The following is a 22454-nucleotide window of genomic DNA, read 5'->3' on the forward strand; positions in this document are numbered from 1 at the left end:
GGACACGGGGTCTGCCGCCCTTCGGCGTTTTTGGCGGGCCGTGTTTGCCGCGGCCCGCGCGCGGTTTACTTGGCCAGTTCGTGCTTGACGGCGATCTCGAGGGCAGCGCCCACGATGCCGGCCTCGTTCTTCAGCTCGGCGGGAACGATCGGGGTGCGCAGCTTCATGTGCGGCAGGTATTCATCGGCGCGCTTTGAGATGCCGCCGCCCACGATGAAGAGCTCGGGGGAGAACAGGAACTCGACGTGGGAGAAGTAGCGCTGCAGCAGGACACTGTATTCCTCCCAGCTGAGGCCGTCCCTTTCACGGGCCACAGCGGACGCCTTGCTCTCGGCGTCGAAGCCGTCGATCTCCAGATGGCCGAGTTCGGCGTTGGGTACCAGGCGGCCGTTGAAGATGAACGCGGATCCGATGCCGGTGCCGAGCGTGATGACCAGGACGGTGCCGTCCATTCCGGCGCCGGCGCCGTAGCGGGCCTCGGCCAGGCCGGCCGCGTCGGCGTCATTGATGACCTCCACGGGACGGCCCAGGCGCGCCGTGAGCAGCGCATCAATGTCCGTGTTGAGCCAGCTCTTGTCCACATTGGCGGCGGAATGGACCACACCGTGCTGGATGATGCCGGGGAACGTCACGCCGATGTGGCTGTCAGCCTCGGGCGCGTCGGGACGGGCCGAGAGTTCCTCGACGACCTTGGCCACCACCTCGACCACTGCTTCCGGCGTGGCCGGCTGCGGGGTCGCCAGGCGGAAACGCTCGCCGATCAGTTTGCCCTTCTTCAGGTCGACAATGCCGCCCTTGATTCCGGTTCCGCCGATGTCGATGCCGATCAGCGGGGCGTTCTTGCGGGTCTTTTCGTCCTTCTTGGCCAATGGAATTCCGTTCGTGGCAGGGTAGGGGCTTGGGCTGGGCAAGCGGGACTTGCCCGAATGACGCGGGCGGTTGCCTGGCGTCAGGGAAGGGTAAGGATCTCGGCACCGGATTCGGTGACGAGGAGCGTGTGTTCGAACTGCGCGGTGCGCTTGTGGTCCCTGGTGACGACCGTCCAGTCGTCGGCCCACATGTCCCATTCGATGGTGCCGAGGGTCAGCATGGGCTCGATCGTGAATACCATGCCGGGCTCGATCACGGTGCTGTAGGCGGGCGCGGCGTCGTAGTGCGGGATGATCAGCCCGGTGTGGAAGGCCTCGCCTACACCGTGTCCGGTGAAGTCGCGGACCACACCGTAGCCGAAGCGCCTGGCGTAAGACTCGATGGCGCGGCCGATCACGTTGATCTGGCGGCCGGGGGCAACGGCCTTGATGGCGCGGTTGAGGGACTCCCTGGTCCGTTCAACCAGCAGCCGCGACTCCTCGTCCACATCGCCCACCAGGAAGGTGTAATTGGTGTCGCCGTGCACCCCGCCGATGAAGGCGGTGATGTCGATGTTGAGGATGTCGCCGTCCTGCACCACCGTGGTGTCCGGAATGCCGTGGCAGATGACCTCATTCAGCGACGAGCACAGGGACTTGGGGAAGCCGCGGTACCCCAGCGTGGACGGGTAGGCGTTGTGGTCCAGCAGGAACTCGTGGCCGATGCGGTCCAGTTCGTCGGTGGTGATGCCGGGCCGGATGTGATTGCCCACCTCCACGATGGCCTGCGCGGCGATCCTGCTGGCCACCCGGATCTTCTCGATGGTTTCCGGTGATTTGACCTCTGACCCGGTGAATTTGGCCGGGCCTGGCTTGCCGACGTACTCCGGCCGCGGGATCGCCGCGGGAACAGACCGCTGCGGGCTGACGGTTCCCGGGGTAAGCGTGCCGGTGGGTGCGGTCGAGGCTAAGGAAGGCATAGATTGATCATATAAGGCAGCACAGAACGCCATGTAAATTAATGCGCCCGGCGGCGACCGTTCCGGGTTACGTTACGTGGATCACGGCGGCAGTGCGCCGTTAACCGGAAAGCGAGGAGCTCCGATGCCCGAGTACTGGTACAACGTCAAGACCCACATGGTGGAGGAAGACGCGATGTCGGACTGGACCCAGCTGATCGGTCCCTACAAGACCCGGGAAGAGGCGGAACACGCCCTCGAGAAGGTCAAGGCGCGCAACGAATCCTGGGAAAAGGGCGACGACGACTGACCCTGGAAGACGACTGACCCTAGAACGAGTGCTCCGGTCCGGGGAACTGTCCCGACCGGACGTCCTCGCCGTAGGCCTTGGCCGCGTCGCTCAGGACGGTCCGCAGGTCCGCGTACTGCTTGACGAACTTGGCCATCCTGCCGCCGCGGAGGCCGGCCATGTCCTGCCAGACCAGAACCTGCCCAGTGGTGGCATTGCCTGCGCCGATTCCGATGGTGGGCACGGAAATGGCAGCGTCCACGGCCTTTGCCGTTTCCGCTGGAACCATTTCCATGAGCACGCAGAACGCGCCTGCGTCGGCCAGTGCAGCGGCGTCCTCGACGAGCCGCGCGGCGTCCTCGCCCCTGCCCTGCACGCGGTAGCCGCCCAGGGAATGCTCACTCTGGGGCGTGAAACCGATGTGGCCCATGACCGGAATGCCGGCCTGGACCATCGCCCTCACCGTGTCGGCGTAGAACTTGCCGCCCTCGAGCTTCACTGCGTGCGCCAGGCCCTCCTTGAGGAAGCGCACTCCGGTGGCCACGGCCTGCTGCGGCGAAACCTCGTAGCTGCCGAAGGGGAGGTCCGCCACCACCAGGGCGCGCTTCGCGGAGCGCGTGACGGCCCGGCATAGCGGTAGCAGCTCGTCGACGGTGACGGGAAGGCTGGTTTCGTTGCCAAAGACATTGTTGGATGCGGAGTCGCCCACCAGCAGAACCTCGATGCCGGCCTGGTCGAAGATCTCTGCCGTGTACTGGTCATACGCCGTGAGCATGGCGAAATGTTCGCCGCTGGTCTTCGCCTGCTGCAGGTGGTGCGTGCGGATCCGGGAGAGCGGCTTCCGTGCGGATTCCGACGGCGGCGCTGCAGCTGCCGAGGGGCCGTTCCCGTAGGGTGCAGGTACTTCAGCGGACGTGCTTGGATCGGGACTGCTGCTTGGGGCCATGGCTAGAGCGTAGTCCGGGACCCGCCGTGCTAGCCACCGGCCGCCATGGGATGCCGGGTGATTCGCGTCATAGCGGGATTGTCCGGGTGGGGCGGTCTGTTCTCCGGTCGAGTGTTAACGCTGTGTTACACGGCGCAGCCGCGCCAGCATCATGCCTAAATGCTTAGTAAAGTGATTCGTGAGCTGCCGCTGCTCCGTCGTGGACGGACCGGGGCATGAACGTAGACCGGAGAAGAGGCCTTCATGGACCGCCAGCAAGAGTTTGTCCTGCGCACGATCGAAGAGCGCGACGTACGTTTTGTGCGCCTGTGGTTCACCGACGTCGTGGGCTCGCTCAAGTCGGTGGCGTTGGCGCCTGCGGAGGTCGAAGGTGCCTTCGACGAGGGCCTCGGCTTCGACGGCTCGGCCATCGAAGGCCTTGCCCGTGTCTTCGAGTCGGACATGCTGGCCCAGCCGGACCCGTCCACCTTCCAGATCCTTCCCTGGCGCGGTGAGACGGAGCAGACGTCCCGCATGTTCTGCGACATCCTGACTCCCGATGGCGAGCCCTCGGCAGCGGATCCCCGCAACGTCCTGAAGCGGACCCTGGCCAAGGCCGCCGATATGGGGTTCACCTGCTACACGCACCCCGAGATCGAGTTTTACCTGCTCAAGTCGCAGGAGCCCGGCCCCGACGGTTCACCCATTCCGGTGGACGAGGGCGGCTACTTTGACCACGTCCCCGGCGGCGTGGCCCAGGACTTCCGCCGTACCGCCGTGACCATGCTGGAATCCGTGGGTATCTCCGTCGAGTTCAGCCACCACGAGGCCGGCCCGGGCCAGAACGAAATCGACCTGCGCTACGCGGACGCCCTGCAGACGGCGGACAACATCATGACCTTCCGGACCGTCATCAAGGAGGTGGCGCTGCAGCAGGGCACGTACGCCACCTTCATGCCGAAGCCCTTCACGGCCCACCCGGGTTCGGGCATGCACACGCACTTCTCGCTCTTCGAAGGTGACACCAACGCCTTCTTCGAGGCTGGTGCGGAGTTCCAGCTCTCCAAGACGGCGCGCCAGTTCATCGCCGGCATTCTCAAGCACGCCCCCGAATTCACCGCTGTCACCAACCAGTTCGTGAACTCCTACAAGCGCCTCTGGGGCGGGGGAGAGGCACCCAGCTACCTGAGCTGGGGGCACAACAACCGCTCCGCCCTGGTCCGGGTCCCGCTGTACAAGCCGGGCAAGGGACAGTCCGCACGGATCGAATACCGCGGCATCGACTCGGCCGCCAACCCGTACCTTGCCTACGCCGTACTCCTGGGCGCCGGGCTGAAGGGCATCGAGGAAGGCTACGAGCTGCCGGCAGCGGCGGAGGACGACATCTGGTCGCTGAGCTCCGCGGAGCGCCGGGCCATGGGCCACGACCCCCTACCCGCCAGCCTGCACGACGCCATCCGTGCCATGGAGGACTCGGAACTGATGCCGCAGATCCTGGGCGAACAGGTCTTCGAGCACTTCCTGCGCAACAAGCGGGCGGAGTGGCAGGACTACCGCCTGCAGGTGACCCCCTATGAGCTGCAGCGCAACCTCGCCATCCTTTAGGCGGCTGGGGTGAGCTTGGCCCGCCGGCTCATTACCGCCGGCTTCAGTGACCTCGAAAAGGGCGAACGGTTCCTTGCTGCCCCCGAGCTGGAAGGCATTGACCAGGACATCCTCTTTGCGGGCCTGCAGCTGGCGGCGAACCCGGATGCCGCGCTGCAGTCCCTGGTCCGGCTGATCGAAAAGCATCCGGACCTGAGGAAGCTGGCGGCGGCGGACACCGAGGTGAGCGAACCGCTCTACCGGGTCCTGGGCGCCAGCGAGGCGCTGGGTGAGTTCCTGATCCGGCACCCGGAGCACCTCGACGCGTTCAGCGTGACCGCCAGCCCGGAACCGCTCCAGGCCGATCCGGCCGAGCTGCGTGCCCAGCTGCTCAGGTCGGTCCGCGCCGATCCGAACGCGGCCCGGCCGGTGGCGGGGATCTCGGGCCCTGAGGCCTACGAGGCGCTCCGCACCGCCTACCGCAGGGGCGTGGTGGATCTTGCCGTCAAGGACCTCTGCGCCGCTGACCCGCTGGACTTCATGCCCGCCGTCGGCGCTGAACTCGCGGACCTGGCCGGGGCAGCCATTGAGGCGGCCCTGGCGGTCTCCCGCACCGAAGCGGCGGGGAAGTTCGACGCCGGGGAGGTCGCCGACGTCGCACTGTCGGTGATCGGAATGGGCAAATGCGGAGCCCGGGAACTGAACTACATTTCCGACGTCGATGTCATCTATGTGGTGGAGGCAGGTGAGCTGGACGACGCCCGCGCCAACACCATCGGCACGGCGCTGGCCTCCGGCATCTCGCGGGCCATTTCCTCCCCGGCGCGCGAGCCCGGCCTTTGGGAAGTTGACGCCAACCTCCGGCCGGAAGGAAAGTCCGGCCCGCTGGTCCGGACCCTGGCTTCGCACCAGAGCTATTACGCCCGCTGGGCGGAAAGCTGGGAGTTCCAGGCGCTCCTGAAGGCACGGACCATTGCGGGCGACGCAGAGCTGGGCGCCCGCTACGAGGAGGCCGTGTCACCGCTCGTGTGGACCTCGGCGAACCGCGACGGATTCGTTGAATCCGTGCAGGCAATGCGCCGCCGGGTGACCGAACACATTCCGCCGGCCGAGGAACAGCGGCAGATCAAGCTGGGCCGCGGCGGACTTCGCGACGTCGAATTCACCGTCCAGCTGCTCCAGCTGGTGCACGGCAAGTCGGACGAATCCCTCCGCCGCCGAGACACGACGTCGGCCATTGCCGCGCTGTCCACCGGCGGCTATATCGGCCGGGCTGACGCGGCCGCGTTCGACCAGGCCTACCGGTACCTGCGGTTGCTTGAGCACCGCATCCAGCTTTTCCAGCTCCGCCGCACCCACCTCATGCCGGTCAAGGAGGAGCCCCTGCGCACCCTGGCCAAGGCAGTGCTGGGCCCCTTCTCCACGGACCGGCCGCACCCCGACGCCCTGCTGGCCGCGTGGCAAAAGACCAAACGCTCCGTCCGCGAACTCCACGACAGGATCTTCTACCGTCCGCTCCTGAACACGGCCGCCAAGCTCAGCAGCGAGGACGCACGCCTGACTCCGGAGGCCGCGCAGGGCCGGCTCGCGGCGCTGGGTTACCGGGACCCGCAGGGCGCACTCCGCCACATCGAGGCCCTGACCGCCGGGGTCAGCCGGCGGGCCGCCCTGCAGCGGCAGCTGCTGCCCATCCTCCTCGGCTGGCTGGCCGAGGGCGTGGACCCCGACGCCGGCCTGCTCGCCTTCCGCAGGATCAGCGAGGCCCTCGGCACCACGCACTGGTACCTTGGCATGCTCCGCGATTCGGCGGCGGCGGCCGAGCGGCTGTGCCATATGCTGTCCAACTCCCGGCTCATTGCCGACCTTCTTGAAGTCTCGCCGGAATCGGTGTCGTGGCTGGGGACGGATAAGGAACTGGCGCCGCTCAGCTTTGAGGCGCAGTGGCACGAGATCACGTCCAAGATGTCCCGGCATGCGGACCCGGAAAGCGCCATGCGCCTGATACGGCTCATCAGGCGCCGTGAAATCCTGCGGATCGCCATCGCGGACAGCGCCGGCCTGCTCCGGCAGGGACAGGTGGGGGCGGCGCTGGCCGAGACGGACCGCGCCGCCATTCTGGGCGCGCTGCGGGTGGCCGAAAACATTGTCTCTGCCGCCGGCCCGCTGAAGACGTCGGTGCTGGTGGTGGCCATGGGCAGGCAGGGCGGGCTGGAGATCGGCTACGGGTCCGACGCCGACGTCCTGTATGTCCACCGTGCGCTGCCCGGAGCCACGGACGATGAAGCCCAGCAGCAGGCCGCAAAGATCGTGGGCCATCTGTCAACGCTTCTGACGCAGCCGCTCAAGCCCGCGATCATGGCCGAGCGGGTCCTTGCCGTGGACGCAGACCTCCGCCCCGAGGGCAAGAACGGGGCCATGGTCCGGTCACTGGAGTCCTACGGCGAGTACTACCGCCGCTGGTCGCTCATCTGGGAGGCGCAGGCACTTCTCCGCGCCCGGCCGATCGCCGGCGACGACGGGCTCGCGGCCGACTTCGTGAAGCTGATCGACCCCATCCGTTACCCGGACGCCGTCTCCGACGCGGACGTCCGGGAGATACGCCGCATCAAGGCGCGGGTGGAATCCGAGCGGCTGCCCCGCGGCGCCGATCCTGCCAGGCACCTTAAGCTGGGACGCGGCGGCCTGAGCGACGTGGAATGGCTGGTGCAGCTGCTGCAGCTCCAGCACGCCGGCAACCACCCCGAGCTGCGCACCACGTCCACCCTGAAGGCTCTTCACGCGGCCGCCACGCTGGGACTGCTGGAAGACGACGACGCCCGCCTGCTGGCCGCCGCGTGGCGGCTGGCCAGCAGGATCCGTTCCGCGAACGTGATCTGGACGGGCCGCGCTTCCGACCTGCTGCCCTCCTCGCGGCGCGACCTGGAGGCCGTGGCCAGATGGTGCGGCTTTGAGGAAGGGATGGCCGCGGCCTTCGAAGAGGACTATCTGAGGGTGAGCCGGCGGGCCCGTGCCGTGTTTGAGAAGGTCTTCTACGGCCACTGAACCGGTGCTAGGTTTGGGCGCATGGCTACCCAAATCTTCATGAACCTGCCCGTCAGGGACCTCGATAAATCCGTGCAGTTCTTCACTGCGCTTGGCTTTACTTTCAACCAGGACTACACGGACGAGAACGCCACCTGCATGGTGATCAATGACGACGCCTTCGTGATGCTCCTCGTGGAGAAGTTCTTCAAGACGTTCACCGCCAAGGAGATCGTGGACGCCACCTCGGCCACCGAGGCCATCATGGCCTTTTCGGTGGACAGCCGGGATGCCGTGGACCAGATGGTGGGCAAGGCCCTGGCCGCGGGCGGAACCGAATCGCAGCCGGCCCAGGATTACGGCTTCATGTACAGCCACAGCTTCCAGGATCCGGACGGGCACCTTTGGGAGGTCATGTGGATGGATCCGGCGGGGCCGCCCGCCGACGGGGCGGCACCTGCCTCCTGACGGATCATGAGGCCGGACGTATGGCTCATTCCATTGCGGGACCTGGATGCCGATGCCCGGGCCATCCAACTGGGTGCCGTGGCGGAACTGGAACTCGCCCCCGGTCAGCGGGAGTTTGTGGGCGAGCCTCTGCGCATGATGCTGGCAGGGCTCGAAGACGGGTCCCGCAGGCCCTATGTCATCGAGGCGGGCGGCAGGGCGGCCGGTGTGCTGACTCTGCAGTCGGGAGCAGCCGGGCTCGCCGGCTGGCCCGACGACGAATCCGCCTGGCTGCTTCGCGGGTTCCTGATCGACAGGCGCCGGCAGGGCCAGGGCCTGGGCCAGGCGGCCGCCTGTGCGGCAGTGGCGACGGCCGCCAAACTGACGGCCAGGCTGGGAGGCGGCCAGGCCGGCGTCGTGCTTTCAGTCAACGAGCGGAACCCCGCCGGGCAGGGCGCCTACGTGAAGGCGGGTTTTGCGGACAAAGGCGTCTATCTGGGCGGCGACGCCGGTCCGCAGCGGACCATGTACGCCGCCTTCTGACGGCTGGTCCCGCGCCGAAACGCCGCCGGACCGTTGCGCCGGTACGGGGGCGTGCCTACGCTGTGTCTTGGCAGTGCACTTCAAACCTTGTTGGGGGGAAGGCTTGAAAAGGTCTTCGTCTCGGAGGCACTCGCCGGAACAGGCTGGCTCCCGGTCTCAGCACGCCTGGAGCCAGCTTTCGGCGCGTGAGCTTCCGCAGCGCCAAAGGCTCCGCGATGCGGCACGCCAGGATGCGGACCATGCCAAAGCGGAGGCGAAGGGCAGCCGTGCCAGGAGGCTCAGGAGGGCCGAGCTGCTGCTCATCGGAGCGGGCGTCGCGGCCACGCTCATCGCGGCGGCGTACCAGTACGTGGGGATCAGAAGCACTTTGGAAAGCAGTACTGCCTCCTCGCTCTATGCCCAGCAGCAGGAGATCGACAGGATTTTCGTGGACAACGTCGAGCTGCAGCCGTACTTCTGGCACCGCCAGGAACTGCCCGACCCGTCGGTAATCCCCGACCCTGCGGCGAAACTGGAGGCACAGCACCTGGCGGCCCGGGCCGAAGCGACAGCCCACCGCATCCTTGACCACTTCGCCCACCTCAAGTACCAGATGGGCACGCAGGCCTTCACCTCCGAACGCACGGACTGGGAGGCCTACATGCAGCGGAGTTTCGCGGACTCCCGAATTCTGTGCCGCGCGCTGCGGGGAGACCAGGAAGCCTATGGCGGCACCGGTCCGGACTCCCTCTGGGGACGGTACGCCGAGGAACCCTGCGGGGGAACGTGACCGAAGCCGGGGGGAGTGACCGAAAAACGTCCATGTACCAGAGAACGGCCAAGGGCGGCCACCGGTCAGTAACCGGTGGCCGCCCTTGGCGGTGTCAGGAGGGTCTCCCGAGGGGTCGGACTAGACGCCGTAGTAGAGCTCGAACTCGTAGGGGTTCGGGCGCAGGGACAGCGGGCGGATCTCGTTCTCGTACTTGTACTCAATCCAGGTGTCGATCAGGTCCTGGGTGAACACGCCGCCGGCCTGCAGGAACTCGTTGTCCTCGGCCAGTGCTGCCAGTGCTTCCTCGAGGGTGCCCGGAGCCTTGGGGATGTCCTTGGCTTCTTCGGCCGGGAGCTCGTAGAGGTCCTTGTCGATCGGAGCCGGCGGCTCGATGCGGTTGCGGATGCCGTCGATGCCGGCCATCAGCTGGGCAGCGAAGGCCAGGTACGGGTTGGAGGAGGGGTCCGGAGCGCGGAACTCGATGCGCTTGGCCTTCGGGTTCGAGCCCGTGATCGGGATACGGATACCGGCGGAGCGGTTGCCCTGCGAGTAAACCATGTTGACCGGGGCTTCGAAGCCCTTGACCAGACGGCGGTAGGAGTTGACCGTCGGGTTGGTGAACGCGAGAACAGCGTCGGCGTGCTTCAGCAGGCCGCCGATGTACCAGCGGGCGGTGTCGGACAGGCCGGCGTAGCCCTTCTCGTCGTAGAACAGCGGCTCGCCGTTGCTCCAGAGCGACTGGTGGCAGTGCATGCCCGAGCCGTTGTCACCGAAGACCGGCTTCGGCATGAACGTGACGGACTTGCCCCAGGCGTCGGCCGTGTTCTTGATGACGTACTTGAACTTCTGCAGGTCATCAGCCGCGTGGGTCAGCGTGGTGAACTTGTAGTTGATCTCGGCCTGGCCGGCGGAGCCCACTTCGTGGTGGCTGCGCTCGACCTCGAGGCCGGCCTCGTCCAGCGCAACACACATAGCGTCACGCAGGTCGGCCTGCTTGTCGGTCGGGGAAACCGGGAAGTAACCGCCCTTGACGGGGGTCTTGTAGCCGAGGTTTCCGCCTTCTTCCTCGCGGCCGGTGTTCCAGTGCGCTTCTTCGGAGTCGATCTTGTAGAAGCTGCCCTCGGGGGAGGACTTGTACTGGACGTTGTCGAACACGAAGAACTCTGCTTCGGGAGCGAAGAACGCGGTGTCGGCGATGCCGGTGGAGGCGAGGTAGGCTTCAGCCTTTTCAGCCACGCCACGCGGGTCGCGGTGGTACGGGTCGCCCGTACGGGGGTTCACGATGGAGAAGTTCAGCGCAAGGGTCTTCTCCATGCGGAACGTGTCCAGGAACGCGGTGGTGACGTCCGGGATGAGCTGCATGTCAGACTCGGCGATGCCCTGGAAGCCGCGGATGGAGGAACCATCGAAAAGCTGGCCGTTGACGAAGAAGTCCGCGTCGACGCTCTTGGCGGGCACGTTGAAGTGCTGCTGAACGCCGGGGAGGTCGGTGAAGCGGATATCGACAAACCGAATGTCTTCATCTTTGATGAACTTGAGGACTTCGTCCGCAGTCTTGAACATCTATGCTCCTTACGCATATGTAATATCTGGCTAGAAAGCCAAGTGGTCCAGCGCAATCCAATGGGGCGGAAACACAAAAGTGCCCCGCTCCTGGCTCGCTAGCAACTGGTACCACCCTAGGGATTCGGGGTTTCCCGTCCGTGTCCGCTTTGTTTCCGGCAGGTTACAGAACCTACTGATATGTAAACGCTATACGGTGTCCACACTGTGGTCCATGCCTATCCAGAGTGTGAACGTCCGCGGCGTCGCGAGCGGCTCGGTAAACTTGGCGGGTGGTAGATCGCAAAGACATCGGTTCGTGGCTCAGCGGGCCGGACACTTCCGGCATTTCCAAGTACCCGGGGGAACGGCTCGGCTTTCCCGAGTCAGGCCCGCGGTCCATGGCCCGCGCAGGCCGGCGGATCCTGGCGATCACCATCGATTGGACCATCGCGCTGCTGATCAGCAACGTGTTCCTGGCCGGCAATTCCATGGCCACGCTTGGCGTCTTTGCGGCGGAGCAGATCCTGCTGATTGGAACCCTGGGCTACAGCATCGGCCACCGGGTGATGGGCATCCATGTGGTGAAGCCGGACGGCTCAGCGGCCGGCCCGCTGGCCGCCCTGGTCCGCACGGTCCTGCTCTGCCTGGTGATCCCGGCGGTCATCTTTGACCCCGACCAGCGCGGACTCCATGACAAGGCCATGAACACGGTCCTCGTCCGCAGGTAGCCGCCCGGGGGAGAGGTGTCCCCGGCGGAGCGCCCACCGTTCAAACAGGACCGTGGCGAAGGGGAAAACCGCCGAGAGGCCGGCGAACAGCGCCACCTGGAACGGCCAGCGCTGCAGCCGCCACAGGACAAGGGCTGCCGCGGCGTAGCCGATGAACAGCGCACCGTGCACCGGGCCGGCAATCTCCACGCCGAGTTCGGTGGTCCCGGCGACCCACTTGAAGTACATGCCGGTGAGGAGCGCGGCCCAGCTGAAGGCTTCGGCCACCGCCAGCAGGCGGAAGACCCGGACGACGGCGGACGGGAGTTTCACAGGAGGCTCCGGCTTCTGTAGGGGCTGGGGTCTGGCTGGTTTTCAAAATACCGATCACACGGGCAATGCCGCCCAAACGAGAAACGCCCCGGGGCCGGCGCAGGTGCGGCGGCCCCGGGGCGGATCAGGCGGATTAGCGTCCGCGCTGGGGACGGGCCTTGTAGGGGTCCACGCCCTTGGGGATCGGCAGGCGGCTGCCCAGCGACGAGATGCGCTTGGACACGGCGCTCACCTCGGTCTTGGTGAGCTCGTTGTTGAGCTTGTTCATCTTCTTCGCCACCTGGCTGATGGGGACCTGGCCCTCGCCGCGCCCGGTTTCGATGACGTGGATGGTGACATTGGGAAGGATGCGCGCCAGCTTCTTGCGTTCGCCTTCGATCAGCGGGCGCACGCGGTGGGTGGGGCCTTCAGCAACGAGCACGACGCCGGGACGCCCGACAGCGCGGAAAACGGCGTCCTGGGTCCGTGGGTTGACAGCCACGGGCTGCTCCTCGGTGATCCAGCCGCGCTTCAGCGTGCTGAGGGCAGCGCCGGACGCTCCTGGCTGGTTCTCGATCTGCGCGAAGGCAGCCCGCTCGGCCCGGCGGGACAGGATGAATGTTGCCGCCAGGAAACCCAGCGGGATGCCGATGATCAGGCCTGTAATCCAGTTATTCAGCAACAGGCCAACAATGAGGCTGACGGCCACGACGCCCAGGAATGCCAGCAGCATGAGCCACGGGACCATGGGGTCGTGGCGGCGGGTCATGTTGAAGACCTCGCGGATCTGCTTAAGCCGGCTGGGCTTCTTTTCCTTCACGGCCTCCGGCTTGCGCCCAAAGAGACCGCGCTTGGAGCCATCAGCGGCTGCAGGAGTGTTGTTGCTGGAGTCAGGGGAGTTCGCCATAGTGCCTTAATTCTACGTGATCCACGACAAAGGGCCGGACGCCGAAAAGTTCCGGCATCCGGCCCTTGGCCATGGGAAATACCTAGTGCTACTGGTGCGCCGCGAGCAGGGTGCTGGCTTCCTGGCGGGTGGTTCCGGAGTCCTGGATGGCGTCGGCGATGTGGGCGAGTGCGGCGGGGATGTCGCGGCCTTTTTTGCGCATCGCGGTGGCCCAGAGCCGGCCGGCGCGGTAGGAGGAGCGGACCAGTGGGCCGGACATGACGCCGAGGAAGCCGATCTCTTCGGCTTCGTGCTGCAGGTCGACGAATTCCTGGGGTTTGACCCAGCGGTCCACGGGGAGGTGGCGTTCGGAGGGGCGCAGGTACTGGGTGATGGTGATCAGGTCGCAGCCGGCCCCGTGGAGGTCGCGGAGGGCCTCGGAGATTTCCTCGCGGGTTTCGCCCATGCCCAGGATCAGGTTGGACTTGGTGACCATGCCCAGGTTGCGGCCCTGGGTGATGACGTCCAGGGAGCGTTCGTAGCGGAACGCGGGGCGGATGCGCTTGAAGATCCGGGGCACGGTTTCGACGTTGTGCGCGAAGACCTCGGGTTTGGAGTCGCAGATCGCGGCGATGTGCTCGGGTTTGCCGGAGAAGTCCGGGATGAGGAGTTCGACGCCGGTGCCGGGGTTCAGTTCGTGGATCTTGCGGACCGTTTCGGCGTAGAGCCAGACGCCTTCGTCTTCGAGGTCGTCGCGGGCGACGCCGGTGACGGTGGCGTAGCGCAGCTGCATGGCCTGGACGGAGCGGGCCACCTTGGTGGGTTCGAACCTGTCCACGGGGGAGGGTTTGCCGGTGTCGATCTGGCAGAAGTCGCAGCGGCGGGTGCATTCGGAGCCGCCGATCAGGAAGGTGGCTTCCTTGTCTTCCCAGCATTCGAAGATGTTGGGGCAGCCGGCCTCTTCGCAGACGGTGTGCAGGCCTTCCTTTTTGACCAGGTTCTTCAGGCCTACGAACTCGGGGCCCATCTGGACCTTGGCCTTGATCCAGTCCGGTTTGCGTTCCACCGGGGTGGCCGCATTGCGCTGCTCGATCCGCAGCATTTTCCGGCCTTCTGGTGCCAGTGTCACAGGAGAGCTCCTTCGGGGGTTGCAACTAGGGCGTCTTCATTGTTGCGCAGTTCCTCGGTGATCCGCGAAACGAGATCGGCGGGGGACACGTCGCGGCCCGTTTCCAGGGCGATGGTGGTGACACCGGCATCGGTGATTCCGCAGGCGATGATCTGGCCGTACGGTGCGAGGTCGTTGTTGCAGTTGATGGCGAAGCCGTGCATGGTCACGCCCTGGCTGACCCTGATGCCGATGGCGGCAATCTTGCGGGCAGGGCCCTTGGCGTCCTCTTCGATCCAGACACCTGCACGGCCCTTGATCCGGACGGCGGTGATGCCGTAATCCGCGAGCACCGCGATGATCACGGCCTCCAGCCGTTCCACGTAGTCGCGGATGCCGGCCTTGTTCTTCAGCTTGATAATCGGGTATCCGATGAGCTGGCCCGGCCCGTGCCAGGTGAGCTTGCCGCCGCGGTCCACGGGAACCACGGGGGTGCCGTCGAAGGGCCGCTCGTGATCCTCGGTCAGCTTTCCGGCCGTGTAGACGGCGGCATGTTCGAGGAGGAGTACGGTGCTGGGGGCCTTGCCGGCCAGGACATTTTCATGGATTTCGCGCTGGATCTCCCAGGCGTGGCTGTAATCGACGAAATCCGGGGCAAGACCGAGCTTTGTGAACTCAAGAGTCATGCGTTCCAGCTTAGACCTCAGCCGGCGTCCTGCCCGGCAGTGTGCCCAAGCTCTCACCCCGGCCCTGGTCACATTCTGCGCCATTCCTAGTCGGGGCCGCGCGCCCGGGCCTGCCTGTGGATAACTTCTGCAGGAATTGCCGGTTTCCGGTACTCCTTAACCCATGGACGAGCACAGCCTGGATGATCACAGCCGGGAAAACCACAGCTTGGATGACCACAGCCTGGACATGCGCAGTCAGGAAAATCACAGTCTGGAAAACCACAGCCCGGAAGTCCGCAGCGCGAACACGCACGGTTCGGCAGGGGCGGCACCTGCCGTCGCAGGCTACTCTGTATGCCGCCGGCTGGGCCGTGGCGGCAGCGCCGACGTGTGGCTGGTTTCGCAGGACACCACCGGCGTGAAGCTGGCCCTCAAGTGTTTCGGCCGGCCGGGCAGTGGTGAATCCGGAAGTGGTGAAGCCGGCAGCGGTGAATCAAGCAACGCTGCTGACGCACACCCGGCCATGGCCCGGGAAGAGGATGTCCGCCGTGAACTTCTGGTCATGTCTGTCCTGGACCACGAACACCTGGTGAAGGCTTACGGCGTGGTCGAAACGGATGAACCTGCAGGGGGCGGCTTTGGTCTTCTGATGGACTACGCGGCCGGGGGTTCGCTCCAGCAGTTGGTCACGGCGAGGGGCAGCCTGGGTGTCGGGGAAACGGTCACAGTCCTGACGCCGATCGCGCAGGTACTGGGCTATCTGCACGGCAAGGGCTTTACGCACTCGGACGTCGCACCCGGCAATGTACTCTTCACCGCCCATGGAAAGCCGCTGCTGGCCGACCTCGGCGTCGCCCGGATGGTGGGCGACGCGTCCGGTGTTCCTGCCGAGCACACCGACGGCTTTGCGGATCCGGCTCCTGTGGACGCGGTCCGGGCTGGTCTTCAGCCGGAGCGCGACGTCTATGCTGCTGCCGCCTTGGGTTGGTACTGCCTCACCGGACAGCCCCCTCCGCCGTCAGCCGTGAGGCCGCCGCTGTCCCTTCTTGTGCCGGACGTGCCGGCCGAACTCGCGGCGGCGCTGGAAGCGGGACTCAGCGATGACCGGCGGCAACGTCCGCCTGCCGCCGAGCTGGCCACTGCTGTGTACCGCAGCGCGGCCGCGGCCCCAGTGGACCTGTCCCGCTCGGTGCATGACACCGTTCTGCCCGAGTTGCTGACGCGCAGGCCCGTAGCGCCGTCCGGCGGGAGGCTGAAGAAGCGCCTGTTCGCGTGGGGAAGGCGGTTGAAGACCGTCGGCTGGGTAAGGGCGTTGGGCCGGCTGTCATCGCGTGGGGCGCCGGCTGCATCGCTCCCGCGCCCGGCTGCCAGGGATGCCGGAGACAGGCACGGTGTCAGGCACGCTGCGGTGCGGCCAGCTGCGGCCAGGCGAACCGTCAGGCACGCTACGGTGCGGCCAGTCGCAGCCAGCCAGGCGCCAAGGCACTCGACGGTTAGGCACTCCGCGGCGCGGCCAGTCGCGGCCAGCCAGGCGCCAAGGCACTCGGCGGCCAGGCACTCCGCGGACGGGCAGCACGCCGGGGACACCAGCCGCCGGCTGGTAGCGGCGGGCGGCGTGCTCACAGCAGCGGTGCTTTCCGGCGCTGTGCTCCTGGGGCTTCCTGGGGCGGCAAGGGATTCAGGCCAGGCGGCTCCGGACTCGGCGCCGGCGGCGCCCGAGTCAGATCAGGCGGCGCAGGAGGCAGTCCTTCCAACCGGCAGCCCCGGATCCTCGCAAGGCGCTGCGGCACAGGAGGCCGGCCTGCCCGATGATGTCCGGCGGCGGCTCGCGGCGAAGGATCCTGTGGAAGCGGTCCTCGGACTGGCGCAGCTGCGTTCGCTGGCGCTGCGGGAGGGCAGGCTGGACTTGCTCGATGCCGTCAACGCCCCGGACACCCCGGCTCAGGCCGCAGATGAACGGATCCGGGCCGGCCTGGCGAAATCCGGGACACTGCTGGCCGGCTTCAGCACAAGCCTCTCAGCCGTCCGCCGCCTGCCCGAAAGCACGGCTGCGAGGGCCGTGGTGTCGGTGACGTCATCGACCTCGGCCTATAAGGAGCAGTCGGCGGCAGGCGCCGTCGTGGCCACCGGCGCGCGGCAGCAGGGCATCCGGCTGCGGCTGGTTCTTGTGAAGGCCGAGGGACGCTGGCGCATCGCCGATATCCTGCCGGCGGCCTGAACTACTCGCCACCGGCCACCCATTTGGCGGCAAGCGCCACCGAGGGATGCCGCCAGGTGAACCCGCTCTCCCTGAGCAACGTTGGCTCGATCCGCTGGCTCGCGAGAAGGAGTTCGTCCGTCAGCCTGCCCATGACGAGGCGCAGCGCCGGGGCGGGCACGCGCAGCAGGGCAGGACGGTGAAGCGCCCTTGCCAGCCCGGTCACGAGGGTGTTGAGGTCGGCGGCTTCGGGCGCCCCAACATTGACAGGGCCCGAGTTGCCGGATGTGAGGAGGAATGCGAACGCGGAGGTGAGGTCGGGGAGGGTAATCCACGGCCAGTACTGCCGGCCGTTGCCCAGCGGGCCGCCAATCCCGGACCGCAGCATGGGCAGCAGGCGGCCCATGGCCCCACCCGACCTGCTCAGGACCACTGCCGTCCGCGGGGTCACGAGGCGGACTCCGGCGGGAGCCTCATGGGCTGCCGCTTCCCACTCGACGCAGATGCGCGCCATGATGCCCTGCCCGGCGGGCGAGTCTTCAGTCAGCATGGCGTGCCCGGCGTCTCCGTAGTAACCTGCGCCGGACTGGCTGATAAAGGTCCGGGGCGGGGAGTCGAGGTGGCGCATCGCCGAGGTCAGCGTGCGCGTGGGATCCAGGCGCGACCGGAACAGCTCATCGATCCGGCGCGGTGTCCATGGCCTGGCCCCGATGTTCGCGCCCGAAAGGTTGATCACGGCGTCGGCGCCCTCAAGGGAGGCCGGGTCCAGGGTACCGGCGGCGGGATCCCAGGGGATTTCCGACGGCGACGAGGGCGGCCGCCTCACCAGCCGGACGACGTCGTGCCCGTCGGAGGCGAGGCGGGATGAGAGTGCGGTTCCAATGAGCCCGGAGGCGCCGGCCATGACAATGCGCATGATCCATCTCACCATGTCCGGCACGGCAGGGCACCTCCCCGATGGCACATGTCACGTTGACTATGATCGAACGATGACCTCTTCGAGTTACCTCCGGTTCCCTCATGTTCACGGCGATCTGGTCACGTTTGTGGCCGAGGACGACGTCTGGATTGCCCCCCTCGGCGGCGGCCGCGCCTGGCGTGTTTCCTCGCTCCAGCTGCCGGCCCGCAACCCGCGCTTCACGTCGGACGGAAAGAAGCTGGTCTGGACGGTCGTGCAGGGGACGGCTCCCGAGGTGGTTATCGCCGATGTCGACGGCGGGGGATACCGCCAGCTGACCTTCTTCGGGCACAGCACTACCCGGGTTAAGGGCTTTACCCCTGCCGGGGACATCGTGGTCACCAGCGCGTTCCGTCAGGCCGAGAGCCGCCACACGCATGCCTACCGGCTGTCCACCGACGGCGGCTGGGCCGAGGAGCTCCCGCTGGGGCCGGTTGAGTCCGTGGCCTTCGGGCCGGAACTCGGGGACGAAAAGCCCGTGGTTGTGGGCAGTGTGCTGTCCCGCGAACCGGCCTGGTGGAAGCGCTACCGGGGCGGCACCGCCGGAAAGCTCTGGATTGACGGCGACGGAAACGGCGAGTTTGAGCGGTTCCTGCCGGAGCTGGACGGCAACCTCGCCGATCCCATGTGGGTGGACGGGCGCATCGCCTTCCTCTCCGACCACGAAGGCTACGGTAACCTGTACTCGGTTCTGCCCGGCGGCGGGGACCTGCGCCGCCACACCGACCACGAGGACTTCTACGTCCGCCATGCCTCCACGGACGGCAAGCGCGTGATCTTCGAATCGGCCGGTGAGCTTTGGCTCCTGCATGACCTTGGGTCCGAGGCCGTCCGGCTGGACGTAACGCTCGGATCGGCGTCCCAGGGCCGCCGTCCCTCACTTCTCAAGGTATCCAAACACCTCGGTGACGTCCGGCCGGACACCACCGGGGAAGCAAGCGCCGTGGAGTCCCACGGTACGATCCACTGGCTGCGCCACAAGGATGGGCCGTCCCGCGTTGTGGAAGCGACGGCCGGCGTCCGCGCCCGCCTGCCGCGTCCCCTTCCCGGCGGCCGGATCGCCTACGTGGCAGATCACGACGGCGACGAGGCCCTGATCATCAGGGAAATCGCGCCCCAGGTCACGGCCCGCGGCGGCGCAGCCGGAAAGGCCGCGCCAGCGGCCAAGACCACGGCCGCGCCGGACACCAAGTCCGCCGGAGATGAGCAGGAAACCGCGCCTCCTGCAGTTCCGTTGCCCAGCCCCGTCTCCGCCGCGGGCGTGGCGGGGCCCCGTGCCATCCATCCAGTGGCCGATGACGCCGCGGCCGACCTCGCCCCCGCCGGGGCGGCAACCGAAACTGCGGCCAGCCACGCGACCGCCGGCCCTGAGGGCGAATCAAGCCCGCTCACGGTCCGGTTCCCCAGGCCTTCACGCGCCAGCGCCATCGAAGCCAGCCCCGACGGCCGCTGGATCGCCATCGGAACCGCCTTTGGCGACCTGTACGTCGCTGACACCCGGGACGGCACGCTGACGGCGGTGACCAGTATTGGCGAGGGCAGCATTGAGGATCTCGCCTGGTCGCCGGACTCCGTCTGGCTCGCCTGGTCCGAACCGGTGACATCCTTTGGCTCACGCAGCCGGCTGCGGCTGGTCCGCGCCGACGCCCGGGAAACCGGTGCCGGAGAGCCGGCTATCGTGGAGGTGACGGACGGGCGCTTCCGGGACGAATCGCCGTCGTTCTCCCCGGACGGCAAGTTCCTTGCCTTTCTTTCCAACCGCAGTTTCGATCCGGTCTACGACGGCCATTCCTTCGACCTGTCCTTCCCCAGCCCGATCAAGCCCTACCTCGTGGCGCTGGCGGCGGACACTGCTTCGCCGTTCGGCCCCGGCGTTGCCTTGGCAGACGAAACAGGGGCGGAGGGTACGGCCGCCGAGGGCGGGACGGCACCGGCGGCCGTCAGGGTGGACGCCGCAGGCCTCGCACACCGGGTCATCAGCGTCCCCGTTCCGCAGGGCAACTACTCGGCGCTGACCGCCACCGACGGTGCGCTGCTGTGGCTCGACAGCGCCCTCGCCGGAGTCACCGGGGAGGGCAGGGCAAGCCTGGAGGACAAGGACGCCGCCCCGAGCCTGGTCCGCTTCGACCTGGCAAAGCGCAAGAGCACCACCCTCGTGGACGCCCTGGACAGCTACCGGCTTTCCGCTGACGGCAAGAAAGTGGTCCTGGTCCACGACAAGCAGGTCCGGGTGGTGCCCTCCGACGCCAAGGCCGACGAGGACTCCGGCCAGCTGGTCAAAGTGGACCTCACCCGCGTCCGCGTGCTGATGGACCCGCTGAGCGTGTGGGGGCAGGCCTTCGACGAGGCGTGGCGGCTGCAGCGCGACTTCTTCTGGAGAGAGGACATGGCCGGCCAGGATTGGGACTCCATCCACGCCCGCTACCGTCCGCTCGTGGAACGGCTCGGATCGCATGACGACCTGGTGGACCTGCTGTGGGAGCTGCACGGCGAACTCGGCACGTCGCACGCCTACGTGCGTCCGGCGGCGGCCACCGAAAACGGCAGCAACGGCCAGGGCCGGCTGGGCGCCGACCTCGCGTTCACCGGCGAGGGCTGGGAAATCGAGCGCATCCTGGCCGGCGAGTCATCGGACCCGCTGGCCACATCGCCACTGACCCGGCCCGGCGCCGACGCCAAGGCGGGCGACGTCCTGCTGGCCATTGACGGCGTGCGGCTCACGGAGTCGCTCACCCCGGCCAGGCAACTGGTGGGCGCGGCGGGGCGCGCGGTGGAACTGACCATCCGCAACGGCGCCGGCCACGGCGGATCAGCCGGAGTCCAGCGCCGGATCGCCGTCGTCCCGATCCGGGATGAGGAACGGCTCCGCTACCAGGACTGGGTGAATGCCAACCGCCGTACGGTCCGCGAGGCCTCGGACGGCAAGTTCGGCTACCTGCATATCCCGGACATGCTGGCCAACGGCTGGGCCCAGCTCCACCGCGACCTGGACACCGAGACCGCGCTTGACGGCCTGATCGTGGACGTGCGCCGCAACCGCGGCGGGCACACCTCCCAGCTTGTGGCCGAACTGATCGGGCGGAAGGTGACGGGCTGGAGCATGCCCCGCGGCGAAAAGCCGCGGACGTATCCGCACCACGCGCCGCGCGGCCCGGTCATCATCCTGGCCGACGAATTTGCCGGGTCCGACGGCGACATCATCACCCAGGTGTCCAAGCTGCGTGGCATCGGACCGGTGATCGGCACCCGTACGTGGGGCGGCGTCGTCGGCATCGACAACCGCTTCACCTTGGCCGACGGAACGGGCGTGACCCAGCCCCGCTACGCCACCTGGTTCAGTGGCGGCGTGGGCTGGAGCGTCGAAAACCACGGCGTGGCTCCGGACATCGAGGTGACGTTCCCGCCGCACGCCTATGCTGCCCGCCGGGACCCGCAGCTGGAATCCGGCATCACAGCGCTGAAGGAGATGGTGCAGGAGCTCCCGACGGACCGGCCGCCGGCCCGCGAGGGCTACCGCCGGCTGCGCCCGGAGCCGCTGCCGGCCCGCCGCCACACGGACGCCTAGCAAAGCAAAAAGGCCCTGTTCCCGACTGGATTTCTCCAGGGGAACAGGGCCCTTTCTGATCCTAAAAGACCAGCGCCTTAGATTCAGGAGGCCAGTGTGGCGTCCAGGGTGATCTCGATGCCGGTCAGGGCCTGGGATACCGGGCAGCCCTTCTTGGCGGATTCGGCGATGCGCTGGAAATCCTCTTCGGAGATGCCGGGAATGCGGGCGTTCAGGGTCAGGTGGCTGCCGGTGATGCCGGTGCCGGGCTGGAAGCCGACCTCTGCCTTGGTGTTGACTTCGTCCGGGGTGAAGCCGGCCTGGCTCAGCTCGTGGCTGAAGGCCATGGAGAAGCAGGCGGAGTGTGCCGCGGCGATGAGTTCTTCGGGACTGGTCTTGCCGCCTGCCGCTTCGGTGCGGGCCTTCCAGGTGACGTCGAACGTGCCGAGGCCCGAGCTGTCCAGGGTCGTGTTGCCTGAGCCCTCTGTCAGGCTGCCGGTCCATACAGTGTGCGCGGTGCGTGTTGTAGCCATGTCACTCCTCAACGTTGATTCGATCCGGGGGCCGGCACCTGCCAACGCCCCCGCCGCTACCAATCCTATGGATTCGGTGCGGCCGGTGCACGGGTTGTCCGCTGTCAGTGGATTATGACCGGACTGCGGGTTTTGCGGCCTAGTACCGATTAGTTCCATAGGGTGGCGATGGCGATGTTGATCAGAGCCAGCCCGCCAACGCCGTGTGCGAGGCCGGTTGAGACGGGCTGCCCGTTCTTGACCTTGCGCGCTCCAATGACGGCCAGGACTGCAACAACGACGGCGATGACGAACTTGATGCCCAGCTTGGCGTAGTTCGGGTGGGCGTCGGGCAGCAGCGGAAGGAGGCCCATCATGGCGATGCCCGTGAGCAACTGCAGGAAGGCTCCGTCGCGCTGGCGGGGGTGCACGGTGGGCTGCTTCATCGTGGCGATCCAGTAGCCCACGATCATGGCGGCTCCGACAACGTGCAGGAACACCAGAATGCTAAAGAGAATAGTCATGGCACCAGCTTAGCCAGTCTGTTCTACGTCCTGTAGCAAATCCACGCGTGAGCTCGGTTAACACTGTGCCGGCGGTGTTAACCGGACAGCGGAGCGCCTTAAATAACGACGGCGGTACGGGCTTCC

The 22454-nt window shown here is 67.0% G+C and carries 19 protein-coding genes and 1 pseudogene; 9 read left to right on the forward strand and 11 right to left on the reverse strand.

Annotation, left to right across the window (positions count from 1 at the left end; all coding sequences use genetic code 11):
- Positions 1 to 65: 65 nt before the first annotated feature.
- Both ppgK and map read right to left on the reverse strand, forming a co-directional pair.
- Positions 66 to 869, reverse strand: coding sequence for a polyphosphate--glucose phosphotransferase (gene ppgK, locus ACFRAU_RS10315; RefSeq protein WP_377999838.1), 804 nt, complete (start codon positions 867 to 869; stop codon positions 66 to 68).
- 80 nt (positions 870 to 949) lie between these two features.
- Positions 950 to 1828, reverse strand: a complete 879-nt coding sequence (map, locus tag ACFRAU_RS10320) for a type I methionyl aminopeptidase (RefSeq protein ID WP_377997269.1) — start codon at positions 1826 to 1828, stop codon at positions 950 to 952.
- Between the two features lie 124 nt (positions 1829 to 1952).
- Between map and ACFRAU_RS10325 the strand changes: the two genes are divergently transcribed.
- A complete protein-coding gene (locus ACFRAU_RS10325) occupies positions 1953 to 2117 on the forward strand; it encodes an SPOR domain-containing protein (RefSeq protein WP_190603389.1) in 165 nt (54 codons plus the stop codon).
- 19 nt (positions 2118 to 2136) lie between these two features.
- Here the strand turns inward: ACFRAU_RS10325 and panB are convergent, their stop codons facing one another.
- The gene (gene panB / locus ACFRAU_RS10330) at positions 2137 to 3042 is read right to left on the reverse strand and encodes a 3-methyl-2-oxobutanoate hydroxymethyltransferase (RefSeq protein ID WP_377997270.1); all 906 of its coding nucleotides are present in this window, start codon (positions 3040 to 3042) and stop codon (positions 2137 to 2139) included.
- A 243-nt stretch (positions 3043 to 3285) separates the two neighbouring features.
- Here panB and glnA (ACFRAU_RS10335) point away from each other — a divergent pair, with 243 nt between their 5' ends.
- The 5 genes from glnA (ACFRAU_RS10335) (at position 3286) to ACFRAU_RS10355 (ending at position 9385) form a co-directional block, all read left to right on the forward strand.
- Positions 3286 to 4626 carry a type I glutamate--ammonia ligase gene (gene glnA, locus ACFRAU_RS10335; protein WP_076798006.1) on the forward strand — a complete coding sequence of 447 codons (1341 nt, stop codon included), beginning with the start codon at positions 3286 to 3288 and terminating at the stop codon, positions 4624 to 4626.
- A gap of 9 nt (positions 4627 to 4635) precedes the next feature.
- Positions 4636 to 7647: a bifunctional [glutamine synthetase] adenylyltransferase/[glutamine synthetase]-adenylyl-L-tyrosine phosphorylase gene (locus ACFRAU_RS10340; RefSeq protein WP_377997271.1), complete on the forward strand. Its 3012-nt coding sequence runs from the start codon at positions 4636 to 4638 to the stop codon at positions 7645 to 7647.
- A 21-nt stretch (positions 7648 to 7668) separates the two neighbouring features.
- The gene (locus ACFRAU_RS10345) at positions 7669 to 8094 is read left to right on the forward strand and encodes a VOC family protein (protein WP_377997272.1); all 426 of its coding nucleotides are present in this window, start codon (positions 7669 to 7671) and stop codon (positions 8092 to 8094) included.
- 6 nt (positions 8095 to 8100) lie between these two features.
- Complete coding sequence (locus ACFRAU_RS10350) at positions 8101 to 8616, forward strand: GNAT family N-acetyltransferase (protein ID WP_377997273.1); 516 nt, start codon at positions 8101 to 8103, stop codon at positions 8614 to 8616.
- A 103-nt stretch (positions 8617 to 8719) separates the two neighbouring features.
- Positions 8720 to 9385, forward strand: coding sequence for a hypothetical protein (locus ACFRAU_RS10355; RefSeq protein ID WP_377997274.1), 666 nt, complete (start codon positions 8720 to 8722; stop codon positions 9383 to 9385).
- Positions 9386 to 9505: 120 nt separating this feature from the next.
- Here the strand turns inward: ACFRAU_RS10355 and glnA (ACFRAU_RS10360) are convergent, their stop codons facing one another.
- The gene (gene glnA / locus ACFRAU_RS10360) at positions 9506 to 10930 is read right to left on the reverse strand and encodes a type I glutamate--ammonia ligase (RefSeq protein WP_377997275.1); all 1425 of its coding nucleotides are present in this window, start codon (positions 10928 to 10930) and stop codon (positions 9506 to 9508) included.
- 272 nt (positions 10931 to 11202) lie between these two features.
- Between glnA (ACFRAU_RS10360) and ACFRAU_RS10365 the strand changes: the two genes are divergently transcribed.
- Positions 11203 to 11640, forward strand: coding sequence for an RDD family protein (locus tag ACFRAU_RS10365; RefSeq protein WP_377997276.1), 438 nt, complete (start codon positions 11203 to 11205; stop codon positions 11638 to 11640).
- Positions 11641 to 11649: 9 nt separating this feature from the next.
- Here ACFRAU_RS10365 and ACFRAU_RS10370 read toward each other — a convergent pair.
- The 4 genes and pseudogenes from ACFRAU_RS10370 to lipB all read right to left on the reverse strand — a co-directional run.
- Positions 11650 to 11952: pseudogene (locus tag ACFRAU_RS10370) on the reverse strand (DUF3817 domain-containing protein); the annotation flags it as partial.
- A gap of 133 nt (positions 11953 to 12085) precedes the next feature.
- The gene (locus ACFRAU_RS10375; protein ID WP_377997277.1) at positions 12086 to 12838 is read right to left on the reverse strand and encodes a DUF4191 domain-containing protein; all 753 of its coding nucleotides are present in this window, start codon (positions 12836 to 12838) and stop codon (positions 12086 to 12088) included.
- Positions 12839 to 12926: 88 nt separating this feature from the next.
- Positions 12927 to 13946 carry a lipoyl synthase gene (gene lipA, locus ACFRAU_RS10380; RefSeq protein ID WP_377997278.1) on the reverse strand — a complete coding sequence of 340 codons (1020 nt, stop codon included), beginning with the start codon at positions 13944 to 13946 and terminating at the stop codon, positions 12927 to 12929.
- On the reverse strand, positions 13943 to 14611 hold the full coding sequence (gene lipB / locus ACFRAU_RS10385; protein ID WP_377997279.1) for a lipoyl(octanoyl) transferase LipB: 669 nt from the start codon (positions 14609 to 14611) through the stop codon (positions 13943 to 13945). Before lipB ends, lipA begins: the two co-directional genes overlap by 4 nt.
- A gap of 208 nt (positions 14612 to 14819) precedes the next feature.
- On the opposite strand from lipB, the gene ACFRAU_RS10390 reads away from it, so the two are divergent.
- The gene (locus ACFRAU_RS10390) at positions 14820 to 16811 is read left to right on the forward strand and encodes a protein kinase (RefSeq protein WP_377999839.1); all 1992 of its coding nucleotides are present in this window, start codon (positions 14820 to 14822) and stop codon (positions 16809 to 16811) included.
- 1 nt (position 16812) lies between these two features.
- On the opposite strand, the gene ACFRAU_RS10395 is transcribed toward ACFRAU_RS10390, so the two are convergent.
- Positions 16813 to 17706 carry a TIGR01777 family oxidoreductase gene (locus tag ACFRAU_RS10395; RefSeq protein WP_377999840.1) on the reverse strand — a complete coding sequence of 298 codons (894 nt, stop codon included), beginning with the start codon at positions 17704 to 17706 and terminating at the stop codon, positions 16813 to 16815.
- 73 nt (positions 17707 to 17779) lie between these two features.
- Between ACFRAU_RS10395 and ACFRAU_RS10400 the strand changes: the two genes are divergently transcribed.
- Entirely contained in the window at positions 17780 to 21313 is a 3534-nt protein-coding gene (locus ACFRAU_RS10400; protein WP_377999841.1) for a S41 family peptidase, read from the forward strand.
- Positions 21314 to 21396: 83 nt separating this feature from the next.
- Here the strand turns inward: ACFRAU_RS10400 and ACFRAU_RS10405 are convergent, their stop codons facing one another.
- A complete protein-coding gene (locus ACFRAU_RS10405) occupies positions 21397 to 21825 on the reverse strand; it encodes an OsmC family protein (RefSeq protein ID WP_377990397.1) in 429 nt (142 codons plus the stop codon).
- Positions 21826 to 21974: 149 nt separating this feature from the next.
- Complete coding sequence (locus tag ACFRAU_RS10410) at positions 21975 to 22328, reverse strand: hypothetical protein (protein WP_377999842.1); 354 nt, start codon at positions 22326 to 22328, stop codon at positions 21975 to 21977.
- Positions 22329 to 22454 lie beyond the last annotated feature (126 nt).

The sequence above is a fragment of the Arthrobacter sp. NPDC056691 genome (assembly GCF_042791415.1).
Classification (GTDB): Bacteria; Actinomycetota; Actinomycetes; order Actinomycetales; family Micrococcaceae; genus Arthrobacter.

Coding starts and splice junctions, on each gene's coding strand:
- map (WP_377997269.1), bottom strand. CDS start 1,828: ATGCCTTCCTTAGCCTCGACCGCACCCACCGGCACGCTTACCCCGGGA.
- ACFRAU_RS10395 (WP_377999840.1), bottom strand. CDS start 17,706: ATGCGCATTGTCATGGCCGGCGCCTCCGGGCTCATTGGAACCGCACTC.
- ACFRAU_RS10400 (WP_377999841.1), top strand. CDS start 17,780: ATGACCTCTTCGAGTTACCTCCGGTTCCCTCATGTTCACGGCGATCTG.
- panB (WP_377997270.1), bottom strand. CDS start 3,042: ATGGCCCCAAGCAGCAGTCCCGATCCAAGCACGTCCGCTGAAGTACCT.
- ACFRAU_RS10350 (WP_377997273.1), top strand. CDS start 8,101: ATGAGGCCGGACGTATGGCTCATTCCATTGCGGGACCTGGATGCCGAT.
- ACFRAU_RS10375 (WP_377997277.1), bottom strand. CDS start 12,838: ATGGCGAACTCCCCTGACTCCAGCAACAACACTCCTGCAGCCGCTGAT.
- ACFRAU_RS10405 (WP_377990397.1), bottom strand. CDS start 21,825: ATGGCTACAACACGCACCGCGCACACTGTATGGACCGGCAGCCTGACA.
- lipB (WP_377997279.1), bottom strand. CDS start 14,611: ATGACTCTTGAGTTCACAAAGCTCGGTCTTGCCCCGGATTTCGTCGAT.
- glnA (WP_076798006.1), top strand. CDS start 3,286: ATGGACCGCCAGCAAGAGTTTGTCCTGCGCACGATCGAAGAGCGCGAC.
- ACFRAU_RS10325 (WP_190603389.1), top strand. CDS start 1,953: ATGCCCGAGTACTGGTACAACGTCAAGACCCACATGGTGGAGGAAGAC.
- ACFRAU_RS10410 (WP_377999842.1), bottom strand. CDS start 22,328: ATGACTATTCTCTTTAGCATTCTGGTGTTCCTGCACGTTGTCGGAGCC.
- ACFRAU_RS10345 (WP_377997272.1), top strand. CDS start 7,669: ATGGCTACCCAAATCTTCATGAACCTGCCCGTCAGGGACCTCGATAAA.
- glnA (WP_377997275.1), bottom strand. CDS start 10,930: ATGTTCAAGACTGCGGACGAAGTCCTCAAGTTCATCAAAGATGAAGAC.